Genomic DNA, 16,882 nt, shown 5'->3' on the forward strand with positions numbered 1-16,882 from the left:
CTCTCCGAGTGGGAGGGCGCTCGCTGCCCCTGAGCGGCGCCGTCATCAAGGATCACTCACGAAGAAGAGCATCGACGCGAGTCTCACCGAGGCAGTAGGGCTCGACCGACAGCACCACGCGGCATCCGGCGGCGGCTCTGGCCGACACGCTGCGGAAGGCCGGTGTATGCGAGGAGAGATGGATGGCCCGGACCGGCCGATGCGCCGACGGCCGTGGAGACCGTCGGCAAGGACAGGCGCTCGTCGTGGGCGTCCCAGCCTCTCTCACCCGCAGATCCGCACGGTCGTCGGCCGCACCGGCATGAAGACGATCGCAGTCCTACCTGCAACAACGGCCCGTGGGGAGGGGGTTGCTGCTGATGGGTGCAATGACAGCGCCTCTCAGTGGGTGGGTGCCGCGCTTACCCGTACGACCTGGCTCGCCAGAGGTCGGGCGGTGAGGTGGTGCAGCGTCACTGCAGGGCAACGGTGCAGCGACCGCTCACGGGATGAGATCGAGCTGGCGCAGCATGCCGAGTTCGTCGCTGCTGCCCCACCGCTCCGCGAGTTTTCCGTCGGCGAACCTGCCTATCTGCATGCCCCGGTATGACACCTTCTTCCCGGTCGGACTGTGTCCCATCAGTTCACCGAGGTGTGTCCCGCTGATGGTGTAGGCGAATGCCAACTCGTCGTCCGTGGTGACGAGATGCTCGACATCGACATGCAGGTCGGGGAAGGCCGCCCTGATCTCGGCGAACATGGCCTGATATCCGGCCGGACCCGGAACCTGGCCGGGAGCCGGATCGTGATCGACCGAGTCGGTTGCCACGAACTTGACCAAATCCTCCAGATTGCCGCTGTTCACGGCCTCGGCGATAGCGTTCTGGGCAGCGAGGTTTTCGTCGCGGGACATGGCTCTCCTTCGACGCTGTACGGGGAGATCTGGGCACCGTGCATGCTGAGGTCGACGGCGAATACGTCGGCCCCTATTTCAACGTAATGAGTCCCCGGTCCGTACGCCTGTTCAGCGGGTGTACCTCAATCCCGGGACAGCCCTCAGGAAGACGTGGTCGTCATCGCGATGTCGCGTGTGGGCTTCGCCGCGTACGATGGCTACAGGCCGAGTTACGTACAGCCCACCTGCTCAAACGGGGATCGCAGTACCCCAGGAGCACCGGTCGCTCGTGGCCTACCCGGCCGGTGACGAAGCCGCCTTCATCACCGTGACGTCCTGGCCATGGGCCGAGGCTGGAATGCCCGCTGAGCGGTCGCATCGTCCCCGACAGTGAACAGGCCATGGAAGGTCAGGGGCTATGACGCGCCCAGCCGACGTCGGACCCGGTGCCGAGCAAAGGCCGGATGCCCCCTCGCACGGCATCCGCGGTCTGCCGGCTCCTGCGGTGGCGGTGATCGACGGCGACGGTACGGTCCTGGCGTGGGCCGACGGGGCGCGACAGCTTCTCGGCCACCGAGCCGAGGACGTCGTCGGGCGGCCCGCGGTGCGCCTTCTGGCAGGCCGGCAGGAAGGTACGGAGGGGGGATCCTGTCTGCCGCCCCGGGCGCACGGCCCGGCGTGGAGGGAGTGGACGGGCGAACACGAACACGAGCAAAGGCCACGTGCGCTGGTGGACGTCCGGCATCGCGATGGCCGCATCCTGCGGGTGCAGCTGGAGACCAGTGCGCTGACCGGAGCCGACGGTGAGAGATGCTGGCTCCTGGCGGCGACGGACATGCCGGACGGCGACGCGCGGCAGAAGGCGGGCGAGCCCGCCGTACGGGCGCTGCTCGACCGCTCGCCGTTCTCGGTTGCCGTCTGGGACACGCGGCTGCGTTGCGTCTGGCTGAACCAGGCGTCCAGACGGACGGTGGGCCTGCCCCCGGACGGCCGCCCGGGACTCTTGTTGCGTGAGGCGCTGCGGGGCTTCGACCTCGCCGCGGTCGAGCCGGTGATGCGGGGGGTCCTGGCGTCCGGTGAGCCGGTCACCGGCCACGAGGCGCGCTGGGTCTCCCCGGGCGGGGGCCGGGGAGCCGGCCGGGAAGTCGTCTTCTCGTCCACCCTCATCCGCCTCGAGCGCGCGGACGGTACACCCCTCGGGCTGTGCACGGTCTCGACGGACATCACTCAGAGGTGGACGCGCGAGCGCATGGCGCTGATGAGCAGGGCGGCGAGGCGCGTCGGCACCACACTGGATGTGATGACGACCGCCCAGGAGCTCGCGGACCTGGCCGTCCCGTCGCTCGCCGACTACGCCACGGTGGACCTGGCCGAGTCGGTGCCCCTCGGCGGCGAGCCGCTGGAGCGGATGCGGCCCGGGGACTCCGGCATCCCCGTGTTCCGCCGCGCGGGACTGGCCTCCATCCACGAAGGTGCGCCGGAGGCCGCCTTCGCCCGGGGCGAGCCGGTGTTCGTGCCTCCGGAATCACCCTTCCTGTACGTGCTCCACCACCGCGAGTCGCATGTGGAGCCCGTGATGGACACCGGGTCCGGCAGCTGGCTCGCCGGGGATCCCAGGCGAGCCCGGATCATCCACGAGACCGGCATGCACTCCGTCATGATGGTCCCCCTCATGGCGCGCGGCACCATTCTCGGCATCGCGGTGTTCGTCCGTACCGAGAACGTCGCTCCGTATTCGCGGGACGACCTGCTGCTGGCCGAGGAACTCGCCGTCCACGCGTCACTGAGTCTGGACAACGCCCGCCGGTACACCCGCGAGCGGGCCGCCGCTCTCGCGCTCCAGCGGAGCCTGTTGCCCGGCGCGTTGTCCGGCGGCAACACCGTGGAACTGGGTTGGCGTTACCTGCCGTCGGACCGCCACGAGGGCGTCGGAGGGGACTGGCTCGACGCCATCCACCTGCCGGGCGGGCGGATCGCCCTGGTCGTCGGAGACGTCATCGGGCACGGCATCAATGCGGCCGCCACCATGGGCCGTCTGCGTACGGCGGTGCTTACGCTGGCCGCCTTGGACCTGCCGCCGGCCGAGCTGCTCGTCCACCTCGACGAGGTGGCCACCCAGCTGACGGGGGAGGCCGCCCGGTCCGGCGACCCCGCCCCGCCGATGGTAGGGGCCACCTGCATCTACGCCGTGTACGACCCGGCCACCCGGGTGTGCTCCTTCGCGCGTGCCGGACACCCGCCACCGCTGCTGGTCTCCCCGGACGGCCAGGTCACCACGCCCGACACCCCGGCAGGCACGCTGATCGGCGTCGGCCTCGGCTCGTTCGAGTCGGTGGACGTGGAGCTGCCGGAGGGAAGCCTGATCGTCCTGTTCACGGACGGGCTCATCGAGACGCGGAGCTCCGACATCGACGCCGGACTCGACCGGCTGGCCACCGCGTTGCGGCACGCACCATCGGAGCTGGACGACCTCTGCTCCCAGGTGATCACGGAGATGGCGACGACATCGAAGCCGGAGGACGACATCGCGCTACTGGTCGCCCGCACCCGCGTTGTCGGCCCCACCATGAACACGTCCGAACCTCGATCCGGGATATGAGGAACGACTCAGCCGGCCCGATGCGTGAGACCTGCGCCGGTCCGGGGCCGTCACGGCATCGTCGTCACGGCACGTCGCTTGACCAGGATGACGCCGGTGGCAATGAGGTTGCCAGGACGGAAGTTGCCGCTGCAGAGATCCATTCGGTGGCCTGTGGAGCAAGGGCGCGGGAGTGCTGCGCTGCGGCGCGGATCGTGTCCGCGGTTCCGGTTCCGCGATACAGGCCGAGGATCCGCAAAATACCTTAGAGTAGTGATATGTACCAATAATGTGGCCTTATGTCGCCCGACCGAGTCGGACCGGCAGAACACCATGAAGGCCGGCCCGGCGGGCGCACTCCAACGGCTGCACGGCGAACCGCCGGTACGCAGCCCGCCGACCACGCCGCCCGCCTGGATGGGCGAGGGCAGGGCGATCCGGCCGGTGAGGTCCGGTGGAACGCGTACTGATCGTGCCGAGTGTGTCCCGGTCGCTGCAGATCTACGAGAGGTGGTGCCATGTACGGGATCGCCGATATGGGGGGAACCGAGGGGTGGGGTCCCACTCATCCGCCACGCGCCGACGAGCCGGCCTTCCCGGAGCCCTGGCAGGGCCGGGCGTTCGCACTGACGCAGCTGTCCAAGCAGCTGGCCGGACTGAACGTGGACGCCTTCCGGCATGCGATCGAGCGCTTGGACCGAACTGCCTACCTGGCCGACGGCTACTTCGGCCGCTGGCTCAACGCAGCCGAGCTGATGCTCACGGAAAGTGCCATGCTGGCCCCGGCCGCGATCGACGCCCGGGCCCGCAACCTGCGCGGCGAGCAGGTCGAGGAACCGCCGATCCCCGAACCCGCCAAACCCGGTTACGCGCCGACCGCCAAGGGCTCGCTGCGCACCGTGGACGCGGCGCCGGCGTTCGCCGAGGGCGAGCGGGTGCGTGCCAAGAACATGTCGCCGACCGGACACACCAGGCTGCCGGGCTATGTGCGCGGACACACCGGAGTCGTCGCGCTCATCCAGCCGGCCTCTGTCCTACCCGACACGAACGCGCACTTTCAGGGCGAGAACCCGCAGTACGTGTACTCGGTGCGATTCGACTCGCAGGAGCTGTGGGGTGCCGACGCCGAACCGTTCACACTCACCATCGAGATGTTCGAGAGCTATCTGGAGAGGACCGCATGACCGCCGGCGAATCCGCTGAACGCATTCCCGCACCACTGCGTACCGAGGCTCTTGAGCAGCTGCTGACCGAGAGGGGCCTGGTCGACCCGAACACGCTGGACGCGATCATCACCAACTACGAGACCAACGTGGGCCCCCTCAACGGAGCCAAGGTGGTCGCCAAGGCATGGACCGACCCCGAGTATCGGCGGTGGCTGCTCGACGACAGCACCGCCGCCATCAAAGAGTTGGGCTTCATCGGGGTGCAGACCGAGCACGTCGTTGTCGTCGAGAACACCGCGACCAGCCACAACGTGGTGGTCTGCACGCTGTGCTCGTGCTATCCGTGGCAGCTGCTCGGCCTGCCGCCGAGCTGGTACAAGGACCCGGCCTACCGCGCGCGGGTGGTCAAGGAGCCGCGCAAAGTGCTTTCCGAGATGGGGCTCGAACTCGCCGACGACGTGCAGATCACCGTCCATGACTCCAGCAGCGAGGTGCGCTGGCTGGTACTGCCCGAGCGCCCGGCCGGCACCGAGGGCCTGTCCGAGGAGCAGCTCGTGCCGCTGATCACCCGCGAGGCGATGGTCGGCGTCGCCCGGATCGAGGCGCCGTGACCGCCCCGCTGGACATCGAGGGACCGGCCGCGCCGCCGCGTTCCAACGGCGAGCTGGTGTTCGCCGAGCCGTGGGAGAGCCGTGCCTTCGGCATGGCCGTCACCCTCTACGAGGCAGGCGTGTTCACCTGGCCACAGTTCCAGGCGGCACTGATCGCCCGGATCGCACGCTGGGAAGCGGCCCCGACCGAGGGCGCGCACTGGAACTACTACCAGCACTGGCTGGGCGCACTGGAAGACGTGCTCGCCGGAGGCGGCGCCGTGCCGGCCGGCGAGGTCACCACCCGCGCCCGGACACTGGCCCAGCGCCCCACCGGCTACGACCACGACCACCGGCACTGACTGGCAATCACCTCGAACCGGGCCGCCCGTGGCCGGTCGCCGGCACTCGTGTGCCATGAGAGGCCGTACTTCACCGGAGTTACGCCGAATCGGTACCCGTACCGCAATCGCGGTACTCACCGCGCCCTGTCGACAAGATCCACGGCGTGCGGGTGCATTACGCTCTGGCTTCTCCTGCGATGGCCGGGGAACCCATTCGGCCGCACCATGAAGCGCCTGCGGAGCAAGGCAACGCCGCATTCCGTCGAACGCATCGGCGCCTGTTGGTTCAAGACCAGCGAACCCGAAGGAAGACTCCGATGAAGGCATTCCAAGCTGTCACCGACGCGATCGCCGCCGAAGGGCTCGACCACTTGTTCGCCGTGATGGGGGATGCGAACCAGGACCTGATCGTGGACCTGGGCGAACGGCACGGTGCGACATTCGTCCACGCCCACCATGAATCCAGCGCCGTCGGTATGGCCGACGGCTACGCCCGGTTCAGTGGCAAGCCCGGTCTCGCGTCGGTCACCCAAGGCCCGGGCTACACCAATGCCACGACCTCGCTGGTGGCCGCACGGCTCCACCGCACACCCCTGATGCTGATCGCCGGACACGCCTCCCTCCGTGACCCGTACAACCCGCAGGGAATGGTGGACCAGCAGGCACTCGCCAGACTCACCACCGAGGCCACCGTCCGACTGGAATCGGTGCACAACGTGGACTACTGCCTCGGGGAGGCATTCCGTCAGATCAAGGTGCGGAAAGGGCCCTTCATTCTGAATCTTCCCCAGGACGTCCAGCAGACGGAGATTCCGGATCCCGGCTGGACGTACCGGCCCATGTACGCGCCCAACACCCTCCAGCCGCCGCGTACGCAGGATGTCGAGGAAGCGGTCAGGCTACTCGCGTCAGCCCGGCGGCCGACGATTCTCTGCGGACTCGGGGCGCGAAACTCCGGCGCGGAGTCCGAGGTACGCAGACTGGCCGAGCATCTTGGCGCACCGGTCGGAGTATCCATTCTCGCCGCCGGATTCTGCGCGGATCATCCGTTGTATCTGGGAGTCAGCGGCGGACTGGGTTCCCATCTGACGGTGGAGACACTCGCCGAGAGCGATGTGATGGTGGTCGTCGGCGCCAGCCTGAACGAATGGACGACCGACTTCGGGAAGATCCTGGCGAATGGGAAGAAGATCATCCAGATCGACGACCGGCCGGACGCATTCGGCTGGTTCGCCCGTGTGGCCGTCGGAATGACGGCCGACGCCGGAACGGCCGTGGCAGCCCTCGCGGACCGGCTCGCCGAGACGGCGGACGCACGCCGGCCCGACCCCGGGCTCGTACAGAAGCTCCAGGACGACCGGAAGCCGACGACGCTTCAGTACGACGACGGAGACGCGACGGATCCACGCAGGGCGGTACGGCACCTCGAGGACGCACTGCCGAAGGACGACCGCATCCTGGTGATCGACGGCGGTCACGCGGCCATGGTCTGCGTGAAGATCCTCACCGTGCCGCGCGCGGAAAACTGGGCGGTCGGCTGGGACTTCGGTGCCGTCGGCCAGGGCCTGGCCCTCGCCATCGGTGCCTGCTTCGCACGCCCCGGGCAGCGTGTCACGCATACGACCGGGGACGCCTCGTTCATGATGAACGTCGCCGATTTCCATACGGCCGTCCGCCACAAACTGCCGCTCACTGTGATTGTCTTCAACGACAACGCGGTGGGCCAGGAGAAGCACGATCTGGTCCACAAGAATCTGAATGCGACCTACGCCGACATGCCGGAGCCCGACTTCGCGAAACTCGCAGCAGGATTCGGTGCCAAGGGCTTCACCGTACGCAAGCCCGACGACCTCGGCGAGATCGACCGAGCACTGGCCGTCGAGGACGGCCCGGTCCTGGTCGACGTACGGATCAACGGCGACGTGGAACTGGCGGCAAGCTGGGAGATCGCCAAGCACCTCAGCTGACGGCCGGCACGATGACGTAAGCGCCACGGTGAAGCCGGACAGCGGTGTACCGGGCAGCCGTGTGCGCCCCATCCTGTCTGCGATGTCCGAACGACACCTGGGCAGGCTGTTCGGCTGCGTCAGGCGAGGTAGGCCGATATCGCCAGCGTCTCGGCGAGGACTCGCCACAGTGCCCAGGCACCCACACGACTTGCCACATTGCACAGTGTCTTCTCGGTGCACGCGGTCGGTTTCCTCTGCCAGGCGCTCACGATCAGGTAGTGGAAGCCGAGACTGCGGGTGAAGGTGAAGCGGATGTGCAGGCCATCACCCAGAACGTGGCCGGGCAGGGTCGCGATCTGAAGGTGGTCGTACTCGATGGCTTCCACCCGGACCGGGTTTCCACCCAGCAATGCGCACTCGTCCTTCGGGTGGATCCGGGTGGGACATGCGCCGCGCACCGAGAACAGCCAGAAGTTTCCGGTGAGCTGCTTGAGCACATCGTGGGGGCTGGTGAAGGGGTGGATCCCTAGGGAGTAGATGTACTGATACAGCCGGTTCGAGTCGTGGCACGAAGCAGGGTTCGCGTTGCACTCCTCGGACCTGTGCACGGGACCGCCCGCGCTCTCGTCACTCCGCTGAACAGGGGGAGCGGCCCGGCGTGCCCCGGCGTGCGCGGCCGGCGGTAGCGCGGTGAGCATCAGCGCCGTACCGAGCAGGGTGACCAGGGCGGCACGACCCACTGGCCGAGTGAATGCCCGCACGACTCGGGAGAACAGCCTGCCGACTCGACCGGCCCGTGGGGCGGGACCAGCGGGCGTGCGGTGCTGAGCGCGACCCGGCTTCCGCCAGTGGGACGGGACAGGCATCAGAAGGGACGGAGCGCGATCGGGGCGAGGCTCACGCGGTTGACGGGCACGTGAGGCTGGTCGTCACCTCCGGCGCCGTCGTAACCGATCACGACGAGAGCGGACATCAGCACCTCCCATAGGGCACTACGAGCCAAATGGACGGTATGCCCTCGTCGGAGATTCGGCATCTCAGCGCCTGGCCCACGTCTCCTCGCAGCCATTGTTCGGCTGTCCGGCCGGCAGATCTTCGGTCGGCGATCCGTGTCCGGCTCGGTGGGCCGTCCGTCAAGGACGCCTGGCCATCGGTGGCGGTGGGGCACCGTCCGCCGAAACCTCTCCGTGTCACTCGTCCGGACATTCGGGTGGGCCGGCGGCCACCCGTCCGCTGCTGAGACGCAGAGGGGCTGTGCGCCACCCGCCGGGGAGCCGGACGGCGCAGCGGGGGCCGCTGCAGTATCCGCCCAGCTCCCCCTCCCGACGGTTCTCCGGTTCATTGGGAGGAGGAGATTTGTCCTTCTGCGGGGCGCCAGGTCAGTCCGAACGCTGAGTGCGGGCCAGACGATCCGCGCGGCTGCGCCGGGACGGGGACAGTGCGCGGCGACCACCCGCACTACTGGCGCACCGCCCCGGTGCTGAAGCACTGGCTCGCCCACAACAACGAGACCGACCGGGACACCTCCTCCTCGTCGGTCCGCCCGAGGGTGCACTTCCACGCCGGCGCCTTCACCGGGTGTCGCGTCCCAGCCGCGGAGCTTGTCAGCGACCTTCCGCATCCGCTCGTCGTTCGGACCTGCGTCGATGTAGAACAGCGATTCGTTCACCGTGCTGTCGTCGCCGCCCCAGCGCACGACACCCTCGCAGTCGGCGAGGATGTCGCGGAGCGCCAGTTCCTGCAAGGGGAACAGTCCGCCCTTCGCGCCGGCGCCCGGTCTGATCTGTACCGCGGTGCCGGAGGCAAGGTTTGATTCCGGTAGATCCTTGTGGATCTTGCCAATGGCCCGCCAGCCGGCCAGGTCGACCCGCTGGATCTGTTCCACTTCGTAGTGGAAGCGCCGGATCACGTGGACGAGAATCAGCTCCACGTCGCCGATCCGGACGTCGACCTTGAGCCCTGTGCCTGCCACTGGGCGCGTCCACACGGTCGAGACGTGGTTCGCTTCCTTCTCGAGGGTCCACCCGTTCGCAGACGTCGGAAGCTTCCGCGACTCGCCCTTCGCCGCAGCCGACGCTGTGCCCGGAACGAAGGAGCCCAGGGCAGTCACGGCACCGATCACGCTTCCCCTGCTTCGAGTTGACGGTTTCTGGCCACCATCTGCACGCTCGTTCTGCGTCAGCCGAGCGAGGAAGTCACGTCGGCAGGCTGGCTGCATCCAGGGCGGAACCAGGCGAGTGGGGCCCGGGAGCATGCAGCTGGGGTCAGGTGACTCGGCAACGTGATCCGGCTGTCTTGACCACACTTGTCGTGACGGCAGCGGTGACCTCAAGGCCGTGATCGGGAAGGGGGACCGCGGCGAGGCAGGCCTGCAACGGCGGGGGCGGTTCCGGGGGTGGGCCGGAGCATGAACGGCTGCTCAGGGCGTGTCCGTGGCCGGTCGGTCCTGCCAGGGTGGCGGCGTGTTCCTGGCCGAGGCGGCGATCTCTTCACGCGTTCTTGACGGAGACGGTCAGGGCGGCGTCAAAGCTGCCGTGTGCCGCGTCAGCGGTGCATCAATGACCTGCTGGGGTCCGGGAACCTACTTAGGGTGGGTTATATGGGTAGATATATCACTCAATGTGTACTTGGGCGCGACGCCGACCGCGGCGAACCCCCAGGTACGTCCGCGTCGGATGACGGCTGGACCGCTCAGCTACGGGCCGCCTGCGGCTGCTCCGCGTTGCTTCTGGGACTGTTGCTACTGATCGACGTGGGCTCCGGCCGACTTACCGGGTTGCGCGCCCTCATGTGGGTTGCGCTCGCGGTCCTGCTGCTCGTGGTGCTGGTGCCGCCGCGGGTGACCGCGGGCGAGGGCTGGCTGGCTTCCCGCGGTCTGCTGCGCAGGCGCCGGGTGCGGACGGACCGCCTGGTGGGGGTGCGCTGGTCCGACGGGGTCTCGCTGCGACTGGTACTGCGCGACCTGGACGGCGCACGTGTCGAAGTGGACCCGCGGGTGCTCATCGCCAATCCCCACCTGTGGCGGCTGCTGGACACGGGCGCCCGCTCTTCTCTGGGGCGAGGAACGCTGCTGTGCGGGGCGACCGCGCTCCGCCAGTTGTCCGAGCGGATCGACCGGGAGACGGCGCATTCGCGTTCGACCCGGCGGGTATGCGCCGACGACCCGAGGACGCCGGTTCAGGCCGGAGACCTTGAGGACTGAGCGCGCGGTCTCGCCGTCGATCCGCCGCGACGGTGGGGTCGCCAGGCAGAAGCACGGGATCCCCGGACGAAACGGTGACTACCTGCGGCCGGTCGGGCCGGCCCACCAGTGGCCGTGTCCGGTGGCCAGGACATGCTCGGTCAGGGCTGCCGGCCGGGTGTGGCGGCGGGGAACCGCAGGGCGCACGCGGGGAGTTGGTGCGATACACGCTGGAGCATGGGATGTTCCGCCCGAGTTCGACGCGGGGCGGCCTGCCCCGTTGGCAGGCCGCCCCAGTTGGGTTCAGCTCCCGCCGGCCTTGTGGCCGTGGTTCGCCTTCCTCTTGCGGCGGGCCTTCTTCTTACGTGCGCGCTTCGACATGAATGTCCGCGTTCCCTTCAGATGAGCTGGCCGACGAGGACGTCGGCGAGTTTGTTGAGGCGCTGGACCGTGCGGCCTTCGGTGGCGGCGGGAGCGGGCTCGACGCGCTCGTCGCAGTCGTAGTACGCCCCGTTGACGATTTCCGTGGCCGGATCGCAGAGGCGTACGACGTGGGTGGCGCCGTCGGACGCGGTGGCTCCGTGGTGGGCGTAGAGCGGGAGCAGGGCGGTGTCGCAGATGCCGGGGTGGATGGAGACGGCAGTCACGCGCGGGTCCGCGGCGAAGACGGTGAGCGCCAGCTGGGACTGGGCGTAGGCGGCGAGGCGGGAGTAGCGGCGAGCGCGGTTGGGGTCGCTCCACTGGATGGAGCCGGTGCGGTGCAGCGAGGAGGAGACGTTGACGACGCGGCCGCCCGGCTCGCTGGTGAGCGCCTCGTCCAGCAGGTTGGTGAGCAGGTAGTGCGCCAGGAAGTTGACCTGGAACGCGATCTCGTTGCCGTCCACGGTGACGGTGTGACGCTCGGGCGCGGCGATGGCCGCGTTGTTGACGAGGACGTCCAGGTGCGGGTGCTCCATGACGACTCGGTGGGCGAGCCGTTCGACCTCTTCGAGACGGGAGAAGTCCGCACCGAAGGGGCACAGGCGCTCGGCGGGGATGCCGGCAGTGGAGACGAGCTTGTCGGTAGCAGCCTGTGCCTCTTCGGCCGTGCGGCCGTGTACGAGGACGGTGGCGCCGCGCTCGGCGAGTAGCCGTGCCGTCTCGTGGCCGATGCCGGAGGTGGCCCCGGTGACGAGGACGGTGTGGGAGGAAAGGTTTGAGTCGGACATGGTCCATCCATGGATCTGGGCACGCTTCGCCGCCTGCCGCGTAGCGGAGGAGGGCCGGGCGTGTACGGATACGACGAAGGGGCGCCGGACCAGGTCACGGCGCCCCGGGGGCTACGGACTACGCGTCAGGGAGTCCCCCCACGCCGAAAGGGCGTGGGGGGAGGGAGGCTGGCGTGTCCGGGCAGCGGGGCACACGACGGGGCGACGCCTGATGAGGCGGCCGGTCGAGAAGGAGCCACTCGCTGTTCACGCTCTCCATCCAAACGGCTCGCGGACAACGGCTCAAGACGTCCCGGCCGTCCTTGACACCCCTCTGATACGGGTCAGCCGAGCCCGGGGATCGTGGAGATCAGCAGGTCGATCAGTTTGATGCCGATGAACGGGAGTATCAGCCCACCCAGGCCGTACACCGCGAGATTGCGGCGCAGTAGATCGTGCGCCGACGCCGGGGTGTAGCGCACGCCGCGCAGGGCGAGCGGGATCAGCGCCACGATGATCAGCGCGTTGAAGATGATCGCCGAGGTGATCGCGGAGGTAGGACTGTGCAGGCCCATGAGGTTGAGGGCTTCCAGTCCGGGATAGATGCCGGTGAACATGGCCGGGATGATCGCGAAATACTTGGCGACGTCGTTGGTGATCGAGAACGTCGTCAACGCGCCCCGAGTGATGAGGAGTTGCTTGCCGATCTCGACGATCTCGATGAGCTTGGTCGGGTTGGAGTCCAGGTCCACCATGTTCCCGGCCTCCTTGGCGGCCGAGGTACCGGTGTTCATCGCCACGCCGACGTCCGCCTGAGCCAGCGCGGGCGCGTCGTTGGTACCGTCGCCGGTCATCGCGACGAGCTTGCCACCCTCCTGCTCGCGCTTGATCAGAGCGAGTTTGTCCTCGGGGGTGGCATCGGCGAGGAAATCGTCGACGCCGGCCTCTTGGGCGATCGCCTTGGCGGTCAGAGGATTGTCGCCGGTGATCATCACCGTGCGGATGCCCATGCGGCGCAACTCCGCGAAGCGTTCCCGGATGCCGTCCTTGACGACATCCTTGAGGTGGATGATGCCGAGCACTCGCGGCCCGTCCCAGTCGTGGACGGCGACCAGCAGTGGCGTAGCACCGCTCGAGGCGATCGAGTCGGACCATAGGACCGCCTGGGACGGAACGGCCCCACCACGGATTTCCACCCAGTTGATCACCTGCGCCGCGGCGCCCTTGCGGATGTGACAGACGGCCCCGTTGTCCCAGTGCATATCGATGCCACTCATCCGGGTCTGGGCGCTGAACTCCACGAACTGTGCGTGGGCGAGCTCCCCTTCGGCCGGGGCCCGCAGTCCGTACCGCTCCTTCGCCAGGACGACGACGGACCGGCCCTCCGGCGTCTCGTCGGAGAGGGAGGAGAGCTGGGCCGCGTCCGCGAGCATCAGTTCATCGACACCGGGCAGCGGGACGAAGCCGGTTGCCTCGCGGTTGCCGAGGGTGATGGTGCCGGTCTTGTCGAGGAGCAGGGTGTTGACGTCGCCGGCCGCTTCGACCGCTCTGCCGGACATCGCCAGGACGTTGCGTTGCACCAGGCGGTCCATGCCGGCGATGCCGATGGCGGAGAGCAGCGCACCGATCGTCGTGGGGATGAGCGTCACGAGCAGCGCGACCAGCACGGTCGTGGACTGTGCGGCGTTCGCGAAGGCGGCCATCGGTTGGAGGGTGACGACGACCAGGACGAAGACGATGGTCAGCGCGGCGAGCAGGATGTTGAGGGCGATCTCGTTCGGGGTCTTCTGCCTGCGTGCGCCCTCGACCAAGGCGATCATCCGGTCCATGAAGGAGTGTCCGGGACGGGAGGTGACGCGTACGACGAGCCGGTCGGAGAGCACCGTCGTACCGCCCGTGACGCCGCAGCGGTCGCCGCCCGACTCGCGTATGACCGGGGCGGATTCGCCGGTGACGGCGGACTCGTCGACCGCCGCGATGCCGTAGACCACATCGCCGTCGGCGGGGATCATCTCGCCCGCCTCGACGAGGACGAAGTCGAAGAGCCGCAGGTCGGTGGCGGCAACGGCCTCGGTCTCGGCACGGGCCAGGTCCGTCCCGTACCGCCAGTGGCGCAGCCGCAGGGCGACGGTGTCCATGCGCGCCCTGCGCAGCGACTCGGCCTGCGCCTTGCCGCGGCCCTCCGCGACCGCCTCCGCGAGGTTCGCGAAGATCACCGTCAGCCACAACCAGATGCTGATCACCCAGGTGAAGACGGACGGATGGATGAGCGCGGAGAGCGTGGTGAGCACCGATCCGGCCGCGACGACGAACAGCACGGGGTTCTTCACCAGAGCCCGAGGGCGCAACTTGCGGAGCGCTTCGGGGAAGGACTTCACCAGCTGTACGGGATCGAAGAACCCGCCCTGCTGGGAGCGCCGCCGTCGCGGTCGGTCCGGAGGACTCCCGCCGGGTGCATGTGCTGTCGGAGCCTGCTGGGGGGCGGCGGGGAGCATCACAAAGGACCTTCTGACGGGGTCTGCAGGGGAGCGGCAGGCGCACGGGCCTGGTCGACGCCAGGGGGCGCCCGGGCGTCGACCAGGCGAACTGTGGACGCGGCGCGGGGAAGCCGCATACCCGTCGCCGAGTGCGTGTCATGCCACTGACGTCCGCGATCTCGAGCGGCAGTAAGGGGAATATAGCCGCTGGCACCCTCCTTACCCGCGCTGTGCTGGGGGTATTTACGGCCTTCTGACAGCCTTCGGCATCTGGCGTCAAGCACGTGTCAAGAAGCACTGACGGAGCGTCAGGACAGAGTCAAGGGAGGTCGATTCGCGTCCGAGCCGGGTTGAGACTGACCGGCACGGGGCGGACGAACGCCCGTGGTGTGAGCTTGGAGGGCGCGTGACCATCACCGCCGGTACCACGCACAGTCCGGAGGCGGAGGCATGGGCTGAAGCCGGAACACGCCATGCGACGGCCGTACCACCAGCGGGGCGTCCCGGCTCGCAGCCACGAGGGGGGCAGCATCCGGGCCGCCCACGCAGCGATGCCCTGAAAAAGCGGCTGCGGCGGCGCTGGGCGACACTTCCGGCCAGGCTGCGCCTCATCCGTGCCGCAATCCTGCTGCTCACTGCTGCGCTGGCGCTGCTTCTGCTTCTGGCAGGGCTGGCCGTCTCCGCGACCTGGGACACCGTGGGCGGACGCGACGCTCCCCGAACCACCAGCGCCGCCGGTCTCGATCTGGCCCTGAACGACATGGACGCGCAGGCTGCCAACATCCTGCTGTCCAGCGGTGATGCGGGTGCGGACCGGATGGATGTCCCGTACGGCAAGGCCACCGGCTTCTATGACGCCGCACGCCGCACCGTCAGCCGCGAACTGCGCACCCTCGCCGTCGCCGCAGAGGGCGACGCGCGGGCCGAGCACACCGTCGAGGCGCTGACCGAGAACTTCGCCCGCTATCAGGAGTTGATCGGCCGCGCTCTGGAGAACGACGGCCGCAAGGGCGGCAAGGCGGCAGCGGTGGACGACTACCGCTCGGCCACCGCTCTGCTGTCCGCCGAAATCCGGCCCGAGTCACGGGCGTTGATCGCCGCCAATGACGACGCGTACGAAACCGAGTACGATGCCGCACGCTCCCGACTCAGGGCCGAACTGATCACCGCCGTCGTGCTCGGCCTGCTGCTTCTCGCCCTTCTCGTGGTGCTGCAGTGGTATCTCGCGCGGAGCTTCCACCGCATCCTCCACCCGGGGCTGACGGCTGCCACGCTCTGCGCCTGCATCGCTCTCGCTGTCGGCGGTCAGGCACTCGCTGCCTCCTCCGAGCATCTGCGCGGCGCCCGGCGCGACGCGTTCGACTCCGTCGTCGCGCTGTCCCGGGCCCGCGCCGTCGCCTACGACGCGAACGCCGACGAAAGCCGCTACCTCCTCGTCAAGCAGGAGCGGACCGGCTATCAGCAGGCCTTCCTCGACAAGTCGCAGCAGCTGTACGGAATCGAAGGCGCGAGCATCGACACCTACGACGCGGGCCTGGACGACACTTGGTCGGCCTACCGCACCGACCGTACCGACCTGCGCTTCACGGGCGAATTCCGCCGCGAATTCGACAACATCACCTTTCCGCGCGAGCGCGCCGCCGCCGAGCGGACCGTCGAGACGTACGCCGTTTACCAGCGCGACGACCGCACAATCCGCCGTCTGGTCGCCGAGGGCAAGGAGCGGGAGGCCGTCGTGTTCTGCATCAGCTGGGACAAGAACAAGTCCAACGCCCACTTCGGCGCCTGGATGGATGCCCTCGACGAGGTCACCGAGATCAACCGGACCCACTTCGCCACGTCCGTGCGCGAGGGTCGGGGCGCCGTCTCAGGGCTGCTCCCGGCGGCCGGCGGCGCCCTGGTGGCGACCGCGGCACTGACCGTGCTGGGTCTGCGCCCACGCCTGACCGAGTTTCGCGGCTGAGTATCGGCGAGCCTCCGCGTCCGAGGCCCTGTATGCAAGGAATGGCAGAGAGTCGTCAAGGTTCGGACCTCGTTGCTCAGACGCGGCGGCTCGAAGTGATCAAGAAGCCCGACGCGGCCATCTCGCCAGTGGGCGCCTCACGCCTCGACAGCCCGGGATTCGGATGGCACCCGCCCCACGGGCGGGTCCGGAAGCCGGGCGACCGGGCGGTCCTGGCGACCACGCGCCGGGGGCCGGACATCCTCACGACGGGGGCGCAGCCGCATCGGGCGGATCAGCCCGACCGGGTGACCGGGAAGCGGCGGGCCGGTGGACCGTAGATCGCCGTCCGAAGCACTCAGGACCTGCATATTCGGGGTGCGGGAACGGCTACGTAAGAGGTCCGTCAAGAGAGCACCCATGGCCGTAAGGGACCCGTCAACGGAGCGCGTGGCCGCTCAGAGCGGGGGTTTCCTCTAACCGTCCGTTCGATCCGAATCTCATCTAGGAGCACACGGTGGCCGACCTGGCCTTCGTCGTCACCACGATCGCGGTCTTCGCGTTGGTGGCTCTGGTTGCCAAGGGGGTGGCGAA

General features: G+C 68.6%; 11 protein-coding genes and 1 pseudogene. 8 read left to right on the forward strand and 4 right to left on the reverse strand.

Annotated elements, in window-relative coordinates:
• Window positions 1-481: 481 nt before the first annotated feature.
• Window positions 482-892, reverse strand: a complete 411-nt coding sequence (locus ACIA8E_RS13430; protein WP_399297553.1) for an ester cyclase — start codon at window positions 890-892, stop codon at window positions 482-484.
• A gap of 400 nt (window positions 893-1,292) precedes the next feature.
• Between ACIA8E_RS13430 and ACIA8E_RS13435 the strand changes: the two genes are divergently transcribed.
• From ACIA8E_RS13435 to ACIA8E_RS13455, 5 genes are all read left to right on the forward strand, one after another.
• Window positions 1,293-3,473 (forward strand): SpoIIE family protein phosphatase, encoded by a 2,181-nt coding sequence (locus tag ACIA8E_RS13435; protein ID WP_399297555.1) that lies wholly within the window; start codon window positions 1,293-1,295, stop codon window positions 3,471-3,473.
• A 497-nt stretch (window positions 3,474-3,970) separates the two neighbouring features.
• Window positions 3,971-4,636, forward strand: a complete 666-nt coding sequence (gene nthB, locus ACIA8E_RS13440; protein ID WP_399297557.1) for a nitrile hydratase subunit beta — start codon at window positions 3,971-3,973, stop codon at window positions 4,634-4,636.
• Complete coding sequence (gene nthA / locus ACIA8E_RS13445) at window positions 4,633-5,229, forward strand: nitrile hydratase subunit alpha (protein ID WP_399297559.1); 597 nt, start codon at window positions 4,633-4,635, stop codon at window positions 5,227-5,229. The genes nthB and nthA overlap by 4 nt, the downstream gene beginning before the upstream one ends.
• Complete coding sequence (locus ACIA8E_RS13450; protein ID WP_399297561.1) at window positions 5,226-5,570, forward strand: nitrile hydratase accessory protein; 345 nt, start codon at window positions 5,226-5,228, stop codon at window positions 5,568-5,570. The genes nthA and ACIA8E_RS13450 overlap by 4 nt, the downstream gene beginning before the upstream one ends.
• Window positions 5,571-5,869: 299 nt before the next feature.
• Window positions 5,870-7,519 carry a thiamine pyrophosphate-binding protein gene (locus ACIA8E_RS13455; RefSeq protein WP_399297563.1) on the forward strand — a complete coding sequence of 550 codons (1,650 nt, stop codon included), beginning with the start codon at window positions 5,870-5,872 and terminating at the stop codon, window positions 7,517-7,519.
• 119 nt (window positions 7,520-7,638) lie between these two features.
• On the opposite strand, the gene ACIA8E_RS13460 is transcribed toward ACIA8E_RS13455, so the two are convergent.
• Window positions 7,639-8,241, reverse strand: a complete 603-nt coding sequence (locus tag ACIA8E_RS13460) for a hypothetical protein (RefSeq protein ID WP_399297565.1) — start codon at window positions 8,239-8,241, stop codon at window positions 7,639-7,641.
• A gap of 683 nt (window positions 8,242-8,924) precedes the next feature.
• Here ACIA8E_RS13460 and ACIA8E_RS13465 point away from each other — a divergent pair.
• Together ACIA8E_RS13465 and ACIA8E_RS13470 are read left to right on the forward strand one after the other, a co-directional pair.
• Window positions 8,925-9,122 (forward strand): annotated as a pseudogene (locus ACIA8E_RS13465) (hypothetical protein); the annotation flags it as partial.
• Window positions 9,123-10,100: 978 nt separating this feature from the next.
• The gene (locus tag ACIA8E_RS13470) at window positions 10,101-10,703 is read left to right on the forward strand and encodes a hypothetical protein (RefSeq protein ID WP_399297567.1); all 603 of its coding nucleotides are present in this window, start codon (window positions 10,101-10,103) and stop codon (window positions 10,701-10,703) included.
• Window positions 10,704-11,080: 377 nt separating this feature from the next.
• On the opposite strand, the gene ACIA8E_RS13475 is transcribed toward ACIA8E_RS13470, so the two are convergent.
• The gene (locus ACIA8E_RS13475; RefSeq protein ID WP_399297569.1) at window positions 11,081-11,890 is read right to left on the reverse strand and encodes an SDR family NAD(P)-dependent oxidoreductase; all 810 of its coding nucleotides are present in this window, start codon (window positions 11,888-11,890) and stop codon (window positions 11,081-11,083) included.
• A 323-nt stretch (window positions 11,891-12,213) separates the two neighbouring features.
• Window positions 12,214-14,364 (reverse strand): potassium-transporting ATPase subunit KdpB, encoded by a 2,151-nt coding sequence (gene kdpB / locus ACIA8E_RS13480; RefSeq protein WP_399297571.1) that lies wholly within the window; start codon window positions 14,362-14,364, stop codon window positions 12,214-12,216.
• Between the two features lie 388 nt (window positions 14,365-14,752).
• On the opposite strand from kdpB, the gene ACIA8E_RS13485 reads away from it, so the two are divergent.
• A complete protein-coding gene (locus ACIA8E_RS13485; protein ID WP_399297573.1) occupies window positions 14,753-16,309 on the forward strand; it encodes a hypothetical protein in 1,557 nt (518 codons plus the stop codon).
• Window positions 16,310-16,882 lie beyond the last annotated feature (573 nt).

The sequence above is a fragment of the Streptomyces sp. NPDC051664 genome, from assembly GCF_044453545.1.
Lineage (GTDB): Bacteria > Actinomycetota > Actinomycetes > Streptomycetales > Streptomycetaceae > Streptomyces.